17 protein-coding genes are annotated in these 19,098 nt (G+C 55.4%); 12 read left to right on the forward strand and 5 right to left on the reverse strand.

Annotation, left to right across the window (positions count from 1 at the left end; translation table 11 throughout):
* Positions 1–20: 20 nt before the first annotated feature.
* From CTZ24_RS04645 to proY, 4 genes are all read left to right on the forward strand, one after another.
* Positions 21–947 (forward strand): PstS family phosphate ABC transporter substrate-binding protein, encoded by a 927-nt coding sequence (locus CTZ24_RS04645; RefSeq protein WP_208724944.1) that lies wholly within the window; start codon positions 21–23, stop codon positions 945–947.
* A gap of 175 nt (positions 948–1,122) precedes the next feature.
* Positions 1,123–2,229: a cobalamin-independent methionine synthase II family protein gene (locus CTZ24_RS04650; protein ID WP_208724945.1), complete on the forward strand. Its 1,107-nt coding sequence runs from the start codon at positions 1,123–1,125 to the stop codon at positions 2,227–2,229.
* A 402-nt stretch (positions 2,230–2,631) separates the two neighbouring features.
* Positions 2,632–3,951: a branched-chain amino acid transport system II carrier protein gene (gene brnQ, locus CTZ24_RS04655; RefSeq protein ID WP_036627602.1), complete on the forward strand. Its 1,320-nt coding sequence runs from the start codon at positions 2,632–2,634 to the stop codon at positions 3,949–3,951.
* Positions 3,952–4,018: 67 nt separating this feature from the next.
* Positions 4,019–5,371, forward strand: coding sequence for a proline-specific permease ProY (gene proY / locus CTZ24_RS04660; protein ID WP_208724946.1), 1,353 nt, complete (start codon positions 4,019–4,021; stop codon positions 5,369–5,371).
* A 103-nt stretch (positions 5,372–5,474) separates the two neighbouring features.
* On the opposite strand, the gene CTZ24_RS04665 is transcribed toward proY, so the two are convergent.
* The 4 genes from CTZ24_RS04665 to CTZ24_RS04680 form a co-directional block, all read right to left on the reverse strand.
* The gene (locus tag CTZ24_RS04665) at positions 5,475–7,427 is read right to left on the reverse strand and encodes an acyltransferase family protein (RefSeq protein WP_208724947.1); all 1,953 of its coding nucleotides are present in this window, start codon (positions 7,425–7,427) and stop codon (positions 5,475–5,477) included.
* A gap of 317 nt (positions 7,428–7,744) precedes the next feature.
* Entirely contained in the window at positions 7,745–9,022 is a 1,278-nt protein-coding gene (locus CTZ24_RS04670; RefSeq protein ID WP_208724948.1) for a histidine-type phosphatase, read from the reverse strand.
* 15 nt (positions 9,023–9,037) lie between these two features.
* Positions 9,038–9,847 carry an inositol monophosphatase family protein gene (locus CTZ24_RS04675; RefSeq protein ID WP_021185870.1) on the reverse strand — a complete coding sequence of 270 codons (810 nt, stop codon included), beginning with the start codon at positions 9,845–9,847 and terminating at the stop codon, positions 9,038–9,040.
* Between the two features lie 165 nt (positions 9,848–10,012).
* A complete protein-coding gene (locus CTZ24_RS04680; protein ID WP_208724949.1) occupies positions 10,013–10,594 on the reverse strand; it encodes an ACP phosphodiesterase in 582 nt (193 codons plus the stop codon).
* A gap of 102 nt (positions 10,595–10,696) precedes the next feature.
* On the opposite strand from CTZ24_RS04680, the gene queA reads away from it, so the two are divergent.
* The 5 genes from queA to secF are packed head-to-tail and all read left to right on the forward strand — an operon-like array spanning position 10,697 to position 16,131.
* On the forward strand, positions 10,697–11,767 hold the full coding sequence (queA, locus tag CTZ24_RS04685) for a tRNA preQ1(34) S-adenosylmethionine ribosyltransferase-isomerase QueA (protein WP_041525736.1): 1,071 nt from the start codon (positions 10,697–10,699) through the stop codon (positions 11,765–11,767).
* Between the two features lie 30 nt (positions 11,768–11,797).
* Positions 11,798–12,922, forward strand: coding sequence for a tRNA guanosine(34) transglycosylase Tgt (gene tgt / locus CTZ24_RS04690; protein ID WP_013508102.1), 1,125 nt, complete (start codon positions 11,798–11,800; stop codon positions 12,920–12,922).
* Between the two features lie 24 nt (positions 12,923–12,946).
* The gene (gene yajC, locus CTZ24_RS04695) at positions 12,947–13,279 is read left to right on the forward strand and encodes a preprotein translocase subunit YajC (RefSeq protein ID WP_013508103.1); all 333 of its coding nucleotides are present in this window, start codon (positions 12,947–12,949) and stop codon (positions 13,277–13,279) included.
* 25 nt (positions 13,280–13,304) lie between these two features.
* Entirely contained in the window at positions 13,305–15,152 is a 1,848-nt protein-coding gene (gene secD, locus CTZ24_RS04700; protein WP_021185867.1) for a protein translocase subunit SecD, read from the forward strand.
* A gap of 10 nt (positions 15,153–15,162) precedes the next feature.
* On the forward strand, positions 15,163–16,131 hold the full coding sequence (gene secF, locus CTZ24_RS04705) for a protein translocase subunit SecF (RefSeq protein ID WP_021185866.1): 969 nt from the start codon (positions 15,163–15,165) through the stop codon (positions 16,129–16,131).
* A gap of 93 nt (positions 16,132–16,224) precedes the next feature.
* Here the strand turns inward: secF and CTZ24_RS04710 are convergent, their stop codons facing one another.
* Entirely contained in the window at positions 16,225–16,776 is a 552-nt protein-coding gene (locus CTZ24_RS04710) for a SadB/YajI family lipoprotein (protein ID WP_036627548.1), read from the reverse strand.
* Positions 16,777–16,970: 194 nt separating this feature from the next.
* On the opposite strand from CTZ24_RS04710, the gene nrdR reads away from it, so the two are divergent.
* From nrdR to ribH, 3 genes are all read left to right on the forward strand, one after another.
* Complete coding sequence (gene nrdR / locus CTZ24_RS04715) at positions 16,971–17,420, forward strand: transcriptional regulator NrdR (RefSeq protein WP_021185864.1); 450 nt, start codon at positions 16,971–16,973, stop codon at positions 17,418–17,420.
* Positions 17,421–17,423: 3 nt separating this feature from the next.
* A complete protein-coding gene (gene ribD, locus CTZ24_RS04720; RefSeq protein WP_208724950.1) occupies positions 17,424–18,527 on the forward strand; it encodes a bifunctional diaminohydroxyphosphoribosylaminopyrimidine deaminase/5-amino-6-(5-phosphoribosylamino)uracil reductase RibD in 1,104 nt (367 codons plus the stop codon).
* Between the two features lie 81 nt (positions 18,528–18,608).
* Complete coding sequence (gene ribH, locus CTZ24_RS04725) at positions 18,609–19,079, forward strand: 6,7-dimethyl-8-ribityllumazine synthase (RefSeq protein ID WP_013508109.1); 471 nt, start codon at positions 18,609–18,611, stop codon at positions 19,077–19,079.
* Positions 19,080–19,098 lie beyond the last annotated feature (19 nt).

The following is a 19,098-nucleotide window of genomic DNA, read 5'->3' on the forward strand; positions in this document are numbered from 1 at the left end:
CCGCTACGTGGAATCCCTGCATGAAATCGTTGCTGCTGTTCATTTTGCTGTCGTTCTCTGTGCTGGCGCAGGGGCAACAAACCATGCTGGCGGGCAATCTGAGCAGTGTCGGTTCTGATACCCTCGGTTATCTGATGACGTTGTGGGGCGAGGATTTCAGCCGTCAGTCACCGGGGGTGAATGTGCAGGTACAGGCGGCGGGTTCATCAACGGCACCCACTGCGCTGGCGGCGGGTGCTGCCCAGCTTGGCGCGATGAGCCGCCCGATGCAGGTCGATGAGCGCCAACTGTTTATCGCGCGCTATGGCTATCCTCCGCTGGCGGTGCCGGTGGCAATGGATGCGCTGGTGGTGGTGGTCAATCAGGACAATCCGCTGAAGCAAATTGCGCCACAGCAGCTTGATGCGCTGTTTTCAGTAACGCGTCTGTGCGGTGCGCAGCAGGTGCCGCAGCGCTGGGGGGATGTCGGTCTGACCGATCCACATTGGGCCACGCGTAGTATCCAACGCTACGGACGTAACTCCGCGTCCGGCACCTGGGGCTTCTTCAAGCAGCAGGTGCTGTGCAAGGGCGACTTCCGTGCTGATGTGGCGGAGTTTCCCGGATCGGCGGCGGTGGTGCAGGCGGTGGCAGCGACGCCCAACAGCATTGGTTACGCCAGCTTTGGCTTTCATCTCAGTGGGGTGAAGACGCTGCCGGTGGTCACCAATAGCGGTGAAAGCGTGATGCCGGATGCCGATTCTATCCGTAGCGGCCGCTATCCGTGGTCGCGCCCGCTATATATCTACGTCAATAAAGCGCCCGGGAAACCGTTGCCGCCGTTGGTTTCGGCATTTCTGCATCAGGTGCTGTCACCCCAGGGGCAGCGTCGGGTTAGTGAGGCGGGATATCTGCCGTTGTCTGAGAGTCAGATGGCGCAGGCGCGTGCCTCCATTGAGGAAAATTGAAGAACGAACATCGCAACATGAATTTTCTTCATGTCACCTGAATTTTCTTCGTTTGCCCAAATCCGTTCAACATGTCACTCTCCTTGGCCATATAGCCATCCAGATGGCCAAAGATAACCAGGTGAAATTATTACCTGACGCAACCATGCGTTTACGGCTTTAGCCAGGAGTGATCATGCAACGAGTAACCGCCCCGTTCCGCGCCGATACCGTCGGCAGTTTTCTGCGTCCCGCCGCTATCAAACAGGCACGCGAGCAGTTTGCTAAGGGTGAAATTGATGCCGCCGCGCTGCGTCAGGTCGAAGATGACGCTATCCGTCATGTGGTGGAGCAGCAGCGTGCCAACGGTCTTAAAGTGGTTACCGATGGTGAATTTCGCCGTGCCTGGTGGCACTTCGACTTCTTTGATGATCTGATTGGCGTCGAGCGTTACGAAGCGGAGCAGGGCATTCAATTTAATGGCGTGCAGACGAAAGCGCGTGGCGTGAAAGTGACCGGCAAAGTGGCGTTTAACCCGAACCACCCGATGCTGGAGCACTTCCGCTTCCTGCAAAGCATTGCCGGTGACGCAGTGCCGAAGATGACTATTCCCAGCCCGAGCGTGCTGCATTTCCGTGGTGGTCGCAAAGTGATCGACGCCAACGTTTACCCGGATCTGAAAGAGTACTTCGCCGATCTGGCTCAAACCTACAAAGATGCCATTCAGGCGTTTTACGCGGCTGGCTGCCGTTATCTGCAACTGGACGATACCGTCTGGGCCTATCTGTGTTCCACCGATCAGCAGCAGCAGATCCGCGAACGTGGTGAAGATCCGCAAGAACTGGCGCGTATCTACGCTCAGGTGCTGAATACTGCGCTGGAAGGTAAACCGGCAGATCTGACCGTCGGCCTGCATGTGTGTCGTGGTAATTTCCGTTCCACCTGGATCTCCGAAGGCGGCTACGAGCCGGTGGCTGAGGTGTTGTTTGGCGGGGTAAATATCGATGCCTTCTTCCTCGAATATGACAACGAGCGCTCTGGTGGTTTCGAGCCACTGCGCTTTATCAAGCCGGGCCATCAGCAGGTGGTACTGGGCCTGATTACCACCAAAACCGGTGAGCTGGAAGACCCGGCCCAGGTGAAGGCACGTTTGCAGGAAGCGGCACAATTCGTCAGCCTGGATCAGATTTGCCTCAGCCCGCAGTGCGGCTTTGCCTCAACAGAAGAGGGCAATAGCCTGAGCGAAGATCAGCAGTGGCAGAAAATCCGCCTGGTGGTCGACATCGCAAATCAGGTGTGGTGATGCTGTAAACTTGTGCAAACAGGCGCGTAAATCGCGCCTTTTGTGCATCTTAAACCTCGGTTATGCGCGGATATCTCCCGCGCTGTGGAAAGTTTAAGCAAATCATCTGATGTGATTTCGAGCTTATCTATATTGATTCACTGCTTTTTATCTGTTTAGTGCTATATCCTTCTGGTTTTCCGATCCCGTATTGCCTTTCTCCGCTATAAACGTTTTACTACGCGCCGTTGTCGATTCTTCCCTCTGTGAACAGAAGAAAAGCAGTCTAAATCACCTGCGCTTTAACTATGTGACGAGCATAACGCACTGGCGTTGATGGATAAGTCGTTGTTTTGGCGCGGTCAGGGGGCAACACAAACTCAACTTTCACCGCAACATCAGCTACAGGCCGTACAGAAGTTTATGACTTATCGTTTAACCCCGAAGGATATCCTCGCGCTGGGCTTTATGACGTTTGCCCTGTTTGTTGGCGCAGGAAACATCATTTTCCCACCGATGGTGGGTATTCAGTCTGGCGAACACGTTTGGATTGCTGCCATTGGTTTCCTGATCACTGCCGTGGGTCTACCGGTGATGACCGTTATCGCGCTGGCGCGCGTTGGCGGCGGTATCGATGCCCTCAGCTCGCCGATTGGTAAAGCCGCCGGTTTGCTGCTGGCTACCGTCTGTTATCTGGCTGTTGGCCCGCTGTTTGCTACACCGCGTACCGCGACCGTGTCATTTGAAGTGGGTATCGCCCCGCTGACCGGTGACGGCGCGCTGCCGCTGTTTATCTACAGCCTGATTTACTTTTCGCTGGTGATCGTGATCTCCCTCTATCCGGGCAAACTGCTGGATACCGTGGGTCACTTCCTCGCACCGCTGAAAATTGTTGCCCTGACGGTGCTGGGTGTTGCCGCGCTGCTGTGGCCTGCGGGTGGCCTTTCCCCGGCGACGGCAGATTATCAGCGTGCGGCGTTCTCCAGCGGCTTTGTTAACGGCTATCTGACTATGGATACCTTGGGTGCGCTGGTGTTCGGTATCGTTATCGTTAACGCGGCGCGTTCACGCGGCGTGGAAGATTCCGGCCTGTTGACCCGCTACACCATGCTGGCAGGTATTATTGCCGGTGTGGGGCTGACGCTGGTGTATCTGTGCCTGTTCAAGCTGGGTTCAGACAGTGGCGCGATTGTTGATCAGAACGCCAACGGCGCGGCGATTCTGCACGCTTACGTGCAGCAGACCTTCGGCGGCATGGGCAGCTTCTTCCTTGCGGCACTGATCTTCGTGGCCTGTATGGTGACGGCGGTCGGCCTGACCTGCGCCTGTGCAGAATTTTTTGCGCAATACCTGCCGTTGTCGTATAAAGCGCTGGTCTTTATCCTCGGCCTGTTCTCAATGGTGGTGTCAAACCTGGGTCTGAGCCATCTGATTCAGATTTCCATTCCGGTGCTGACGGCGATTTATCCGCCCTGCATCGTGCTGGTGGTGCTGAGCTTCACCCTGAACTGGTGGAACAAGAGCAGCCGTATTATCGCCCCGGCGATGCTGGTGAGTCTGTTGTTCGGCATTGTCGATGCCATCAAAACCACCAGCTTTAAAGACGCGCTGCCGTTGTTCAGTCAGCACCTGCCTCTGGCCGATCAGGGACTCTCCTGGTTGCCGCCGTCGCTGGTGATGCTGCTGATTGCAGCGGTGGTAGATCGCGTAAAAGGACGCGAACAAGTCGCCGTTCACCAGTAAGCGACATTGCTGTTAATTTCGACCACGGGCCTGCCCGTGGTTTTTTCATTTGCAAGGTACTGTAGTTATGCAAGAAACCAATAAGCTCAAACGCGGACTGAGCACGCGCCACATTCGTTTTATGGCACTGGGTTCGGCGATTGGCACCGGGTTGTTTTATGGATCGGCAGATGCCATCAAAATGGCCGGTCCCAGTGTGCTGCTGGCGTACATCATTGGCGGGGCGGTCGCCTATATCATCATGCGTGCGTTGGGGGAGATGTCGGTCAACAACCCCCAGGCCAGCTCCTTCTCGCGTTATGCGCAGGATTATCTTGGCCCACTGGCGGGGTATATCACCGGCTGGACTTACTGCTTTGAAATTCTGATCGTCGCCATTGCCGATGTCACCGCGTTTGGTATCTACATGGGGGTATGGTTCCCCGAGGTACCGCACTGGATTTGGGTGCTGAGCGTGGTGCTGATTATTGGTGCCATCAACCTGATGAGCGTGAAGGTGTTTGGTGAGGTGGAGTTCTGGTTCTCCTTCTTTAAAGTCGCCACCATCATCATCATGATCATTGCCGGTTTCGGTATGATTTTCTGGGGCATCGGCAATGGCGGGCAGCCAACCGGTATCCATAACCTGTGGACCAACGGCGGGTTCTTTGCCCACGGCGTGGTCGGTATGCTGCTCTCCTTGCAGATGGTGATGTTTGCTTACGGCGGCATCGAGATTATCGGCATCACCGCCGGTGAAGCCAAAGACCCGAGCAAATCTATCCCGCGTGCGATTAATTCCGTGCCGTGGCGTATCCTGGTGTTCTATGTCGGTACGCTGTTTGTGATTATGTCGATCTATCCGTGGAACCAGGTGGGTACAGCGGGCAGCCCCTTTGTCCTGACTTTCCAGCATCTCGGTATTGCCGCAGCAGCCTCGATCCTCAACTTTGTGGTGCTGACGGCGTCCTTGTCGGCTATCAACAGCGACGTGTTCGGTGTGGGACGTATGCTGCACGGTATGGCGCAGCAGGGACATGCACCGAAGATGTTTATGAAGGTGTCCGAGCGTGGTATTCCGTGGGTTACGGTACTGGTGATGATGGTGGCGATGCTGGTCGCGGTTTACCTTAACTACCTGATGCCGGAAAAAGTGTTCCTGGTGATCGCCTCCCTCGCCACCTTTGCCACCGTGTGGGTGTGGATCATGATTTTGCTGTCGCAGATTGCCTTCCGCCGCAAAATTGGTAAGCAGGAAGCCGGGAAGCTGCAATTTGCTCTGCCGGGTGGCAGCACCACGGCATGGGTTGGGGTGATATTCCTGGCCTTCATTATCGTGTTGATCGGTTACTTCCCGGATACGCGCGTGTCGTTGTATGTCGGATTTGCATGGATTGTGCTGTTGCTGCTGGCCTGGCCATTGGTGAAACGTAACAAGTAAAATTCGCAAACATTTGTAGCGGCGCGATTTATCGCGCTGTTGTTTTTTTGTCCCCTGAAGGCATTGCGCGATAAATTGCGCCGCTACAATAACTTGCGAATAATTACCAGCTCTTGCCTAATGCTATCTCACCACCATAAGGGCTAAGGTGGTTGTTGTCGTAATACAGTGGCAGACCACCGTTGGCGAACATGCAACCGTGGTCATTGCAAAGCTTGTCACGCAAAGACAGCACCCGTACCCCTGACGCCTGATAACTTTGCAAGAGTTCATCCACAGCGGCTTCCGGGTACTGGAACAGTTTGGTGCGCGCGGTGGGTAAGGGCGGCGTATCCCAGCGGCCCAGCCAGTCACTTAACTCGCGACGGATCGGGATATTGCGATTGTTGCTGTAACGCAACGGATCGATATCCAGCGATGGAGCGTCTTCGATGATGGTGATTTTTTTCCCCGCCTTGCGCAGTGCAGCAATCACGTTATCCATGCCGAATTTCAGCGCTTCCAGATTGTCCTTCTCAGGGTTTGCCAGTTCACGGAAGCCTGCTCCGGGCAGGATACTCATGCCGGATGCCCAGAAGGCGCTGATCACTACTTCATCAATCTTGTCACTCAGCACCATCTTCAGTACCTCGCGATTAAAATCGACGCATTGTTGTGCGTGTGTCGGCACCTGGCTCACCACACGCGTTACGCCTACCAGAAACGGGCAGGAGGCTTTGGTGAGCTGGAATAAGGGCTTGTGCTGACGCAGGGCATACGCGGCCACCGTGGCGCGCAGCGCCGCAGCGTGGCTGTCGCCGATTAACGCGATACCGGGTTGGTCAGTAACCGGGTGGCACTGCGCATCGGACGACGGGAAATTGGCACCATAATCCAGCAGGCAGGGATTGCGCTGCGCTGAAATCTTCCAGGATTCGCCGTTGACCACCAACTCGCTGACACGGTATTTCATCCCACCGGTTTGCCACACCACCAGCATGGCACCGGCAGCCACCAGCGATGAGGCGCAGTAAACTGGGATCACCAGGCGAGTGCCACGCTGGGGATGACGGAAAGGTTGTTCGACAAAGCGCCATGACAGCCAGGCAATCAGTAAGGCAAGGGCGCTGATCATCAGACCCTGCCACGCGGTCAGGGGATGATCGCTAAAGATCCGCGCCAGACTGAGCAGTGGCCAGTGCCACAGGTACCAGGAGTAGGAGACGGTGCCGATAAAACGCATCACGCGGTTTTCCAGCAGCAACTGGTTCAGGCGACCACGCGCGCCTATCATCAGGCAACCTGCCGCGACCGGCAATATCGCCAGCCAGCCGGGGAAGTCGTCATCGCGCGTCAGGACCGTGGCGCTGACAACGATCAACAGCCAGCCCAGCAGATTGCACAGGTTGGCGGCGCGTCCGTTGATGGGTTGTGGTTGCCACAGCGCCAGCAGCACGCCGGCCCCCAATTCCCAGGCGCGGGTGGGGAGCAGGTAGAAGGCATGGGTGCTGTCAGTGGGTGTCAGCCACAGGCAGGCGGCCAGTGAAGCGATGCTGATGACTAAAATCACCCCAGCCATCGAGCGCTTGAAACGTGCCGCCAGCAGCAGGATAAAGGGGAGCACCACGTAGAACTGTTCTTCGATACCGAGCGACCAGGTCATCAGCAGCGGGTTTAAATCAGAATCGCTGCTGAAGTAGTCACCGCTTTTCATCAGTAGCATATTAGGCACGGAGATAAACACCGCCACGCTGTATTTTGCCAGTTGGCTGAATTCAAGTGGTGACAGCAGGATATAGCCGAGCAGCAGCAATATGCTCATCATAAAAAACAATGCAGGCGCGATACGACGAATACGCCGTAAATAGAATTGATAAAAGGAGAAGCGCCCAGCGGAGATTTCCCGACTGATAATGCCACCGATTAAAAAACCGGAAATAACAAAGAAAATATCAACACCGATAAAGCCACCCGGCAGAAAGCTGACACCGGAATGGAACAACACCACTGACAGAATGGCGACAGCGCGCAGGCCGTCAATATCCGCGCGATAACGGAAGCTGTCCGATTTGGTCATAATACCGCCCGTTGATTTTTTAATTACCTGACGCAGATGGCGCAAAAAAAATAAATCGGCGACTCCTTGTCGCCGAAAAACAAGGGTAAAAAATAATGAATCAAGGGATGATTGACGTTGACAGGTTAACCCGAGGTTAAGGGAATACGAACGCCTGACGGGAAATATAGAAAATCCTCAGAAAAGGCTGACAAATAGCTAACGAAATCTTAATGGTTGTATTTTGTTCAGATAAGCCACAGGCACAGCGGCGCGATTTATCGCGCGCCCGTTAGGTGACCACCAATCCGTGAAAAACCGCGCGATAAATCGCGCCGCTACGGATAATTGACGGGAATAATGGCCTGCTTATCCAGCGCCTGCCGGAAGGAATCCAGGGTGGATTGATAAGGACATAAGGTGCCGACTTCCGTCACTCTACAGTTTTTCTCATGCCACTCCTGACGCAGTAACGGATGACGATCATCCACCGGCGTTAAATGTCGCAGGTCATCGAGGCTTTGTGCCTGGAAATAGATACGCACGAAACGTTGTCCGCTTTGTGTATCGCGCCAGCGTTCAAACACCAGGCTGCTGCCGGGCGGGACATTGCCGCGCGAATATCCCGGGAGCTGCCAACTGAAGTTCATCAGGGTGCGCACCCGCGCGATATTGGTATCGTGCGCCACCAGCAGTAACCAGCGGGTATCCGGTGAGCTATTGCCGTCGCGGTTGATGCCTTGTTCCAGCCCTTTTATCACCGCATCCAGCAAGATCGAGCCACGGCGTTGCGCCATGTAGGGGACATCGTTGCTGAGGTCATAGCTGGCGGTCAGAATCGGCAACAAGGCGCTGATCTGAGCGGAAGAGGTGATATTGCCCCAGGCCAGTTGGTTTAACGGCAGGTTTTCGCTCCAGCCAAGGCGCAGCGTTTCGACCATGCTGGCCAGCACGCTCAGCCCTTGTACCCAGGTATGGCCTGATTTGGTTTCTTTTAATTGCCACGGACGGGTGAATGCCGTGCAGTCGCTACCGGGGGCGCATACTGCCTGCCTGAGTTGTTGGATGGCGGGCTGGAGTTGCTGTTGCAGCGCGGCTAAATCACCGGCTTTGGCGACCAGTGCGGTGCGTTCTTTGGTCGGGTCAAGCTGGGCAAATGGCTCCTTTTCGCTCTGGAACAGCGGATCGATATCGCCATCCACATGATGAATTGCCACGCCACAGCCAGGAAAGGCACCATCCACCAACGCTTCAGCGGTGGCGCGCGTGCGTTGCAACGGACTGGCGCGTACGTAAATATCCGCACCAGTCGGGCATCCAGGGGGGAGCAAGCCCAGTTGACGGTAATGCTCACCTTCCCAACGACCTTTGTTAACCACCGCGGCGTAGCCGTGACCGGTCAGCTCACCATCGTGGGTGGTCCATTGGGTCCAGGGGCGTTGTGTGGCGGCTTCGATCTCTTTACGGTTACCTGGGGTCGGTGGCCGCACGCCGTGTCGGCTGATTTCGACTACCTTTTCCAGTTGATAGTGTTCCGCCGCCTGGCTATTGCCGAACAACAACCACAGAAAACTTGCCAGCAGCAGGCGTACTGACAGAGAGCATCGAACGGACATCCGCGCATCCTTTTATTACAAGGGGAAAGAGGCAGGCAGCATCGCTTTTAATTGTGGATAAAGCGTCGCATTGGCGAGCAGTACCGGATTACCGTTCTTCAGCCCGTCATTGTGCAGATAATCATTGGTGACGCCACCCGCTTCACGCATCAGCACGATGCCGGGCAGGCCATCCCACGGATTCATATGCGCTTCGTAATAGCCAATCAAACGCCCGGCGGCTGCCCAGGCGCTCATCAATGCGCCCGAACCGGTGCGTATAAACATGCCACCCTGGTGCAGCAGTGCGGAGATAAAGCTGGTAAGCGGTTCAGCGGGCTGGCTGTTAGAACTGCTGATGCCCAGTACGCCCTGATTAAGCTGTTGGGCGCTGTGGGCCTGAATCCGTTTGTCGTTAACCCAGGCACCTTTGCCACGGCAGGCGTGGAACAGCTCGTGATGATTGGGATCGCACACCACGCCAATTACCGCCTCATCTTCACACACGATAGCCAGCGATACGCACCAGTTATGCAGACCGTTAATGAAGCTGCTGGTGCCGTCAATCGGATCAACCACCCAGACAAAACGGGCACCCTGGGTATCGCCGCCACTCTCCTCACCCAACACCGCATCATCCGGAAAACGCTCGGTGATCATGTACTTAATCAGTTGTTCGACATTACGATCAGCTTCGCTGACCACATCCTGTGGGTCCTTCTTGTGCTCGACCACCAGTTGCTGACGTTGCTGATACCAGGAGAAGGCGCGGCTGGCAGCGGCGGTGGCGACATCACGAGCAAAGTGGTAACGCGCGTCAAGTTCAGTAAGTGATGCTGATGACATCTTTCCCTCTTATGATTTATACCCTTCGTGTTTCAAGCCCCATTCAGGGGATAGGGAAGGGTGACAGGCGAAATGACTGTGTGATCCAGGTAACGAAAGATAAGAAAGGCTTCATTAAGCCGCAGATGTTTGCGGCTGGCAAGAGGGGAGAGGATTCAGAATATGTTACAGCTGCTGCGTACGTGCCAGTTCCATCAGTCGCGGATAAAGCTGGAAGAATTGTTGCTCCAGTGCGGCATAATTTTCGACGAAATCCTGATACGAATCGCGTAACGCGGCGAGACGGGGACGACGCATCGCCATGCCATTCAGCACGCGCGCCAGACGGGTGGGTTCAGCGTAATGTTCCAGCCAGCGCTCGCGCCACATTATCGCGTTCAACTCGACAAAGCCTTCCGGTGTACCCGATAACTGCGGCGTAATTTCCCGCTCTGCCGCCGCGGAAAAAGCGGCCAGTGACTGGGCAGGATGGAACTGATCCCAGTGCCGTGCAAGGAAATGGTCCCAGATGACATCGAGGGTGATTGGTGCCACGCGGCGGGTTTCGGCGCGGAACCATTGCCGTGCTTCGCGTACTTCCGGCAGGCTATCAGTCAGGCTATCGAGACGTCGATGCAGCAAAATGCCGTCGGCAATCGGAGTTGACCATTGCTGATGGGGGTTGCCGCGTACAAAGTCGGCCATTAAGTTGCCAAGCAGCGAGCTGTCAGCCAACTGGGCCAGATGGAGGTGAGCGAGAAAGTTCATGCCGCATTATAGGCAGAATCAACGAGGCGCAGCCAGTTGTTCAGAATTGGTCGCTTTTCCGCTAAACTATGCCGCCTGTTTTTAGTCCTGAAGAAGTTGAGCATGCGTGTAGCGGATTTTTCTTTTGAATTGCCGGAATCTTTGATCGCCCATTACCCCCAGGCGCAGCGAAGTGGTTGCCGTCTGTTGTCGCTGGATGGCCCAAGCGGTGCGCTGAGTCATGGCGTGTTTACCGATGTGCTGGAGAAGCTCAATCCGGGCGACCTGCTGGTATTCAATAATACCCGCGTTATCCCGGCGCGCGTTTATGGTCGTAAAGCCAGCGGCGGTAAAATCGAGATGCTGGTGGAGCGCATGCTGGACGACAAACGTGTGCTGGCGCATGTTCGGGCGTCAAAAGCACCGAAGCCGGGTGCAGAATTGCTGCTGGGCGATGACGAAAGTGTCAAAGCGACGATGGTGGCGCGTCACGATACGTTGTTTGAAATTGCGTTCGAAGATGACCGTGCGGTGCTGGATATTCTTAACAGCGTCGGCCATATGCCATTGCCGCCGTACATCGATCGCCCGGACGAAGAAGCTGACCGCGAGTTGTACCAGACGGTGTACAGCGCTCGCCCCGGCGCGGTTGCTGCGCCGACGGCCGGTTTGCACTTCGACGATCCGCTGTTGCAGGCGTTAAAGGCGAAAGGCGTCGAGATGGCCTTTGTCACGCTGCACGTAGGGGCCGGGACCTTCCAGCCGGTGCGTGTGGAGAGTATTGAAGATCACACCATGCACTCCGAATACGCCGAAGTGCCGCAAGAGGTGGTGGATGCGGTGCTGGCCTGTAAAGCTCGCGGCAATAAAGTGGTGGCGGTAGGGACGACCTCGGTACGCTCGCTGGAGAGCGCCGCGCAGGCAAGTAAAGACGCGCTGATTGCACCGTTCTTCGATGATACCCAGATTTTTATCTATCCCGGCTATCAGTATCAGGTGATCGATGCCTTGATCACCAATTTCCACCTGCCGGAATCGACCCTGATTATGCTGGTGTCGGCGTTTGCCGGTTATCAGCACACTATGGCGGCCTATCAGGCGGCGGTGGCTGAGCAGTACCGTTTCTTTAGCTACGGGGATGCCATGTTCATTACCCGTAATGTGAATGCACCTGACGAGAGCGTTGGGTCTTAAACGTCAGACTGTTTCTCTGATGAGGTCAATGTGAAATTTGAGTTAGACACAACTGACGGGCGCGCGCGCCGTGGCCGTCTGATTTTTGATCGTGGCGTGGTGGAAACCCCGGCATTTATGCCTGTGGGCACCTACGGCACCGTCAAAGGCATGACGCCGGAAGAAGTGCAGGATACCGGTGCACAAATCATCCTCGGCAACACCTTCCATCTGTGGCTGCGTCCGGGCCAGGAGATCATGAAGTTGCATGGCGATCTGCATGATTTCATGCAGTGGAAAGGACCAATCCTGACCGATTCGGGAGGTTTCCAGGTGTTTAGCCTCGGTGATATCCGTAAGATCACCGAATCGGGTGTGCATTTCCGTAACCCGATCAATGGCGATCCGATTTTCCTCGATCCGGAAAAATCGATGGAAATTCAGTTCGATCTTGGCTCCGACATCGTGATGATTTTCGACGAATGTACGCCTTATCCGGCTGACTGGGACTACGCGAAGCGTTCAATGGAAATGTCGTTGCGCTGGGCGAAACGTAGCCGTGACCGTTTTGATTCACTCGGTAACAAAAATGCGCTGTTTGGCATCATTCAGGGTAGTGTTTACGAAGATTTACGTGATGTCTCCGTGAAAGGTCTGGTAGAGATTGGCTTTGATGGGTACGCTGTGGGCGGCCTGGCGGTGGGTGAACCGAAAGAGGACATGCACCGCATCCTGGAGCACGTCTGTCCGCAAATTCCGCACGACAAACCGCGTTATTTGATGGGCGTTGGCAAGCCGGAAGATCTGGTGGAAGGCGTTCGTCGCGGTATCGATATGTTTGACTGCGTTATGCCGACGCGCAACGCGCGTAACGGTCACCTGTTTGTCACCGATGGTGTGGTGAAAATCCGTAATGCGAAGCATAAAGATGACACCTCGCCACTGGATGCAGAGTGTGATTGTTACACCTGTCGCAATTACAGCCGTGCCTACTTGCATCATCTCGACCGCTGTAACGAAATACTGGGCGCGCGTCTCAATACCATCCACAATCTGCGCTATTACCAGCGTCTGATGGCGGGTTTACGCCAGGCCATCGAAGAGGGTAAATTAGAGCACTTTGTTAGCGAGTTCTACCAACGGACGGGCAAAGCGGTTCCGCCGTTAAACGTCTGATAATTCATCAATGAGGGAAATTTAATGAGCTTTTTCATTTCTGACGCTGTGGCTGCAGCAGGCGCACCGTCGCAGGGAAGTCCTTATTCTCTGGTGATCATGCTGGTGGTCTTTGGTCTGATCTTTTACTTCATGATTCTGCGTCCGCAGCAGAAGCGTTCCAAAGAGCACAAGAAGTTGATGGATTCCATCTCCAAAGGAGATGAAGTGCTGACCAATGGTGGTCTGGTAGGTCGCGTGACTAAAGTTGCTGAAACCGGCTACATCGCTATCGCCCTGAACGACACCACTGAAGTAGTGATTAAACGTGATTTCGTGGCTGCCGTTCTGCCGAAAGGCACCATGAAGGCGCTGTAATTTTTTCTTCCCGAAGGAAACTGCCGTGTTAAACCGTTATCCTTTGTGGAAGTACATCATGCTGGTCGTCGTGATTCTCGTCGGCCTGCTCTATGCGCTTCCCAACCTTTATGGTGAGGATCCGGCCGTTCAAATCACTGGTGCGCGCGGTGGCGCCGCCAGTGAGCAAACGTTGGATCAGATCCAGTCTGTTTTACAAAAAGATAATATCCAGAGCAAATCCCTCGTTCTGGAAAATGGCGCGATTCTTGCGCGCTTTGCGAACACGGATGTGCAGTTGCGCGCCCGTGAAGCGATTACGAATGTCCTTGGCGAGAACTACGTTGTAGCACTTAACCTGGCACCGGCTACGCCGCGCTGGTTGAGCATGCTGGCCGCAGAACCGATGAAGCTCGGCCTTGACCTGCGTGGCGGTGTTCACTTCCTGATGGAAGTCGACATGGATACCGCGCTGAGCAAATTGCAGGAACAGAATGCAGATGGTCTGCGCAGCGACCTGCGCGACAAAGGCATTCCCTACGTTAACGTGAATAAAATCGCTAACTATGGCGTGGAAATCCGTTTCCGTGACGGCACCAGCCGTGATGCGGCCATCAGCTATCTGTCTCCACGTCATCAGGATCTGGTGATCTCCAGCCAGGGCAGCGATACCCTGCGCGCGGTGATGACTGATGCACGCCTGAGTGAAGCACGCGAATATGCGGTGCAGCAGAACATCAATATCCTGCGTAACCGTGTTAACCAGCTTGGCGTCGCTGAACCGCTGGTACAGCGTCAGGGTTCTGACCGCATCGTGGTTGAACTGCCAGGTATTCAGGATACTGCTCGCGCCAAAGAGATTCTGGGTGCTACGGCAACCCTCGAATTCCGTCTGGTGAACACCACGGTTGATCCAAGTGCGGCGGCCAGTGGTCGTGTGCCGGGTGATTCTGAAGTGAAAATGACGCGTGAAGGCCAGCCGGTGGTGCTGTACAAGCGCGTGATTCTGACCGGTGACCATATCACCGATTCCACGTCCAGCATGGATGAGTACAACCAGCCGCAGGTGAACATTTCACTGGATGGCGCGGGCGGTAACATCATGTCTAACTTCACCAAGGACAATATCGGTAAACCGATGGCGACCCTGTTTGTGGAGTACAAGGACAGCGGCAAGAAAGATGCCAATGGCCGTGCGATTCTGGTGAAACAGGAAGAAGTGATTAACGTGGCGAACATTCAGTCGCGCCTCGGCAACAGCTTCCGTATCACCGGTATCAGCAACCCGAACGAAGCCCGTCAGCTGTCGCTGCTGCTGCGTGCCGGTGCGTTGATTGCGCCAATTCAGATTGTGGAAGAGCGTACCATCGGCCCAACTATGGGTCAGCAGAACATCACGCAGGGTCTCGAAGCCTGTCTGTGGGGTCTGATCGCTTCCATTATCTTTATGGTGGTGTTCTATAAGAAATTTGGTCTGATCGCGACCAGCGCACTGCTGTGCAACCTGGTGTTGATCGTTGGCATCATGTCACTGCTGCCAGGTGCGACACTCACCATGCCGGGTATTGCCGGTATCGTGTTGACGCTGGCGGTGGCGGTGGATGCGAACGTACTGATTAACGAACGTATTAAAGAAGAGTTGCGCAACGGTCGTTCCGTGCAGCAGGCGATTCATGAAGGCTACAAAGGTGCCTTCTCCAGTATCGTCGACGCTAACGTTACGACGCTGATTAAAGTCATCATTCTTTATGCGGTCGGTACCGGTTCAATCAAAGGTTTTGCGATTACCACCGCTATCGGTATCGCGACCTCCATGTTTACCGCTATCGTCGGCACCCGTGCCATCGTTAACCTGGTGTACGGCGGCAAACGCATCAACAAGCTGTCTATCTAAGGAGTGCGTTGTGGCACAGGAATACAATATTGAGCAGCTGAACCACGGGCGTAAAGTCATTGACTTTATGCGCTGGGACACGCTTGCCTTTATCATCTCCGCCTTGCTGATTGTGGCGTCTGTCGCCATCGTTGGTGTGCGTGGCTTCAACTGGGGCCTCGACTTTACCGGCGGAACGGTGATTGAGATCAACCTGGAAAAACCGGCCGATCTGGATACCCTGCGCGTTGCGCTGGTGAAAGCGGGTTTTGATGAGCCGTTGGTACAGAACTTTGGCAGCAGCCGTGACGTGATGGTGCGTATGGCTCCGGTGCAAGGTCCGGCAGGCCAGGAATTGGGCAACAAAGTGGTGTCGGTGATTAACGAAACCGCACAGCAGAATGCCACCGTGAAGCGTATCGAGTTCGTGGGTCCGAGCGTGGGCAGCGATCTGGCGCAGGCGGGGGCGATGGCGCTGTTGTCGGCGCTGATCGCGATTCTGATCTACATCGGTTTCCGCTTTGAGTGGCGTCTGGCACTGGGTACCGTACTGGCGCTGGCCCATGACGTGATCATCACCTGCGGCATCCTGGCGTTGACCCACATCGAAATCGATCTGACCATCGTGGCATCCCTGATGTCGGTGATTGGTTACTCGCTTAACGATAAGATCGTGGTTTCCGACCGTATTCGTGAGAACTTCCGCAAGATCCGTCGCGGTTCTTCATACGATATCACTAACGTGTCGTTGACCCAGACGTTGAGCCGTACCCTGATCACCTCGCTGACAACGCTGGCGATGATCCTGATTCTGTTCATCTTTGGTGGTGCGCTGCTGAAAGGCTTCTCGCTGACCATGCTGATTGGTGTGACCATTGGTACCATCTCATCAATCTATGTCTCTTCGGCGCTGGCGCTGAAACTGGGCATGAAGCGTGAACATATGCTGGTGCAGAAAGTGGAGAAAGAGGGCGCTGATCAGCCTTCAATCATGCCGTAACTGCTGACCAGAAAGATCAAGGGCTGCCAGATGGCAGCCCTTTTTTTTTGCCGTAAACCGCGCGATAAATCGCGCCGCTACAGAAACTGCGCATCACGGCGTGGTTGCGCCGGTCACATCATGCACACGAACATAGCCAAGTTGATCCGGTGAAAGGCCGCTCAGGCGCAGTGGTACCACCACGGAGCTGCGTGGCGTCAGACTGCCGGGCGCAGTGATGGTCTGGCTGAGACTGCCGGCATTTAACGGTTTACCGCTGGCCGGGTCCATTTCTCCCCAGACGACAGTCGCACTCAGCGCCGGAACCGGTTTGCCATCGGTCGAGCGGATCGTCAGATTGGCGTGACTGCCAGTCGCTTCACCTTCGACCTGGCTCAGCGACAGGCGTAATTTACCCAGTTGGGTTTGCAGTTCCACCGGCGTATTGGACTGAGGTAACAGCCAGGCACCCTGATTGGATTGGCTATTTAGCTGGCCCTGAATTTCCAGTGCAGCGGCCTGATTCGTTAACTGGCGCATTTGCTGATTCAGCTGCCCCACTTCCTGATGTAACTGAGTAACCTGTTTGGTGCCGGGTGTTGAGCTGCAACCGCTAAGTACCAGCAAAGAAAGCGCTGCTGGCGCCCATAACATCCTGATCGTCATGCAATGTCCTTTCCATTGTGGGGGAGGGCTAATGTTGCGCGATAAATCGCGCCGCGACAACCCGTGAACTGTATCGTCGCGGTGTGATTTATCACGCCGTTTTAACCATTGCCGCCCTTTTCATCTCAACACATTTTGTTGAAACCGAGATCGCGCTACACTGTGTGGCCCAAATTCTCGCGACAGGAAACGTCATGCATTGCCCATTCTGCTCCGCTGTGGACACCAAAGTGATAGATTCGCGCCTGGTCAGTGAAGGCTCTTCGGTGCGTCGCCGTCGCCAGTGTCTGGTGTGTCATGAGCGTTTTACCACCTTTGAAGTGGCTGAACTGGTGATGCCGCGCGTGGTGAAAAGCAACGATGTGCGTGAACCCTTTAACGAAGATAAACTCAGCAGCGGCATGATGAAGGCACTGGAGAAGCGTCCGGTGAGTGCCGATGCGGTGGAGAGCGCCGTCAACCATATCAAAACGCAACTTCGTGCCACCGGCGAGCGCGAAATCCCCAGCAAGCTGATTGGCAATCTGGTGATGGACGAGCTAAAGAAACTCGACAAAGTGGCCTACATTCGCTTCGCGTCGGTTTATCGCAGTTTTGAAGATATTCGTGATTTTGGCGAAGAGATCGCCCGCTTGCAGGATTAATCCATGATCGACGAACGCTATATGGCGCGCGCGCTGGAACTGGCGCGTCGCGGATGTTTTACCACCACGCCAAACCCGAATGTTGGCTGTGTGATTGTGCGGGACGGCGAAATCGTCGGCGAAGGCTGGCATCATCGCGCGGGCGAACCGCATGCGGAAGTGCATGCGCTGCGCATGGCGGGAGAGAAAGCCAGGGGCGCAACCGCCTATGTCACGCTTGAACCCTGTAGCCATCATGGTCGCACGCCACCCTGCTGCGATGCGTTGATCGCCGCCGGCGTCAGCCGGGTGGTCGCGGCGATGCAAGACCCCAATCCGCAGGTCGCCGGTCGTGGCCTGTATCGTCTGCAACAGGCGGGTATTGCGGTGAGCCACGGTTTGATGATGAATGAGGCTGAGGCGATCAATCGCGGTTTCCTGAAACGGATGCGTACCGGTTTCCCGTGGATCCAACTTAAATTGGGCGCGTCACTCGATGGCCGTACCGCTATGGCGAGTGGCGAAAGCCAGTGGATCACCTCGGCAGCCGCAAGGCGCGATGTGCAACGTTTTCGTGCCCAGAGTTCGGCTATTCTTACCACCAGTGCCACGGTGCTGGCGGATAACCCTGCACTGACGGTGCGCTGGAGTGAACTGAATGATGAGGTTCGTCAGCAACTGGACGAGCAGCAACTGCGTCAGCCAGTGCGGGTGGTGATTGACAGCCAGCAGCGCGTGACTCCGCAGCATCGTTTGGTCAACCAGGCGGGCGAAACCTGGCTGATGCGCAGTGAAGCCGATCAACAAGCCTGGCCGGAGACGGTGTCGCAGATTGTGGTGCCGCAGCGTGAGAGCCAACTGGACCTGGTGGCGATGATGATGTTGCTCGGTCAACGGCAAATTAACAGCGTGTGGGTCGAAGCGGGTGCATCGCTTGCCGGTGCGCTGTTGCAGGCGGGACTGGTGGATGAGCTGATTGTCTACATGGCACCGAAACTGCTGGGTAATGCCGCTCGTGGCTTGTGTGAATTAGCGGGTCTGGAACATCTGGCCGATGCGCCAGCCCTGAATTTTAGTGACGTGCGCCTGGTGGGTGAAGACTTGCGTCTGACGCTCACCCCGCGCTGAAAAGCCTGAGCGCGTCGTCAAAGAGTATGATAGAATCCGCCCCCTTCTGCGGGGCTACAATACAACACCCAAAGGATATGTATGAAAGTTATCGAAGCTCCTGTTGCCACGCCTGATGCTAACATCGCCATCGTAATTGCGCGTTTTAACAACTTCATTAATGACAGCCTGCTGGACGGTGCGGTTGATGCGCTGAAGCGTATTGGTCAGGTGAAAGACGAAAACATCACCATCGTCTGGGTACCAGGTGCCTATGAACTGCCGCTGGCGGCGCGTGCGCTGGCGAAATCCGGTAAACATGACGCCATCGTGGCGCTGGGTACCGTGATCCGTGGCGGCACGGCGCACTTCGAATATGTGGCCGGTGAAGCCAGCTCAGGTATTGCCAACGTGGCAATGACCAGCGATATCCCGGTGACTTTCGGCGTGCTGACCACTGAAAACATTGAGCAGGCGATTGAACGCGCCGGCACGAAAGCGGGTAACAAGGGTGCCGAAGCGGCCCTGACTGCCCTCGAAATGATTAACGTATTGAAAGCCATCAAAGCCTGATTTTTGTAAGGGGAATTTT

The organism is Pantoea phytobeneficialis, assembly GCF_009728735.1.
GTDB lineage: Bacteria > Pseudomonadota > Gammaproteobacteria > Enterobacterales > Enterobacteriaceae > Pantoea > Pantoea phytobeneficialis.

Coding starts and splice junctions, on each gene's coding strand:
- CTZ24_RS04645 (WP_208724944.1), top strand. CDS start 21: ATGAAATCGTTGCTGCTGTTCATTTTGCTGTCGTTCTCTGTGCTGGCG.
- CTZ24_RS04650 (WP_208724945.1), top strand. CDS start 1,123: ATGCAACGAGTAACCGCCCCGTTCCGCGCCGATACCGTCGGCAGTTTT.
- brnQ (WP_036627602.1), top strand. CDS start 2,632: ATGACTTATCGTTTAACCCCGAAGGATATCCTCGCGCTGGGCTTTATG.
- proY (WP_208724946.1), top strand. CDS start 4,019: ATGCAAGAAACCAATAAGCTCAAACGCGGACTGAGCACGCGCCACATT.
- CTZ24_RS04665 (WP_208724947.1), bottom strand. CDS start 7,427: ATGACCAAATCGGACAGCTTCCGTTATCGCGCGGATATTGACGGCCTG.
- CTZ24_RS04670 (WP_208724948.1), bottom strand. CDS start 9,022: ATGTCCGTTCGATGCTCTCTGTCAGTACGCCTGCTGCTGGCAAGTTTT.
- CTZ24_RS04675 (WP_021185870.1), bottom strand. CDS start 9,847: ATGTCATCAGCATCACTTACTGAACTTGACGCGCGTTACCACTTTGCT.
- CTZ24_RS04680 (WP_208724949.1), bottom strand. CDS start 10,594: ATGAACTTTCTCGCTCACCTCCATCTGGCCCAGTTGGCTGACAGCTCG.
- queA (WP_041525736.1), top strand. CDS start 10,697: ATGCGTGTAGCGGATTTTTCTTTTGAATTGCCGGAATCTTTGATCGCC.
- yajC (WP_013508103.1), top strand. CDS start 12,947: ATGAGCTTTTTCATTTCTGACGCTGTGGCTGCAGCAGGCGCACCGTCG.
- CTZ24_RS04710 (WP_036627548.1), bottom strand. CDS start 16,776: ATGACGATCAGGATGTTATGGGCGCCAGCAGCGCTTTCTTTGCTGGTA.
- nrdR (WP_021185864.1), top strand. CDS start 16,971: ATGCATTGCCCATTCTGCTCCGCTGTGGACACCAAAGTGATAGATTCG.
- ribD (WP_208724950.1), top strand. CDS start 17,424: ATGATCGACGAACGCTATATGGCGCGCGCGCTGGAACTGGCGCGTCGC.
- ribH (WP_013508109.1), top strand. CDS start 18,609: ATGAAAGTTATCGAAGCTCCTGTTGCCACGCCTGATGCTAACATCGCC.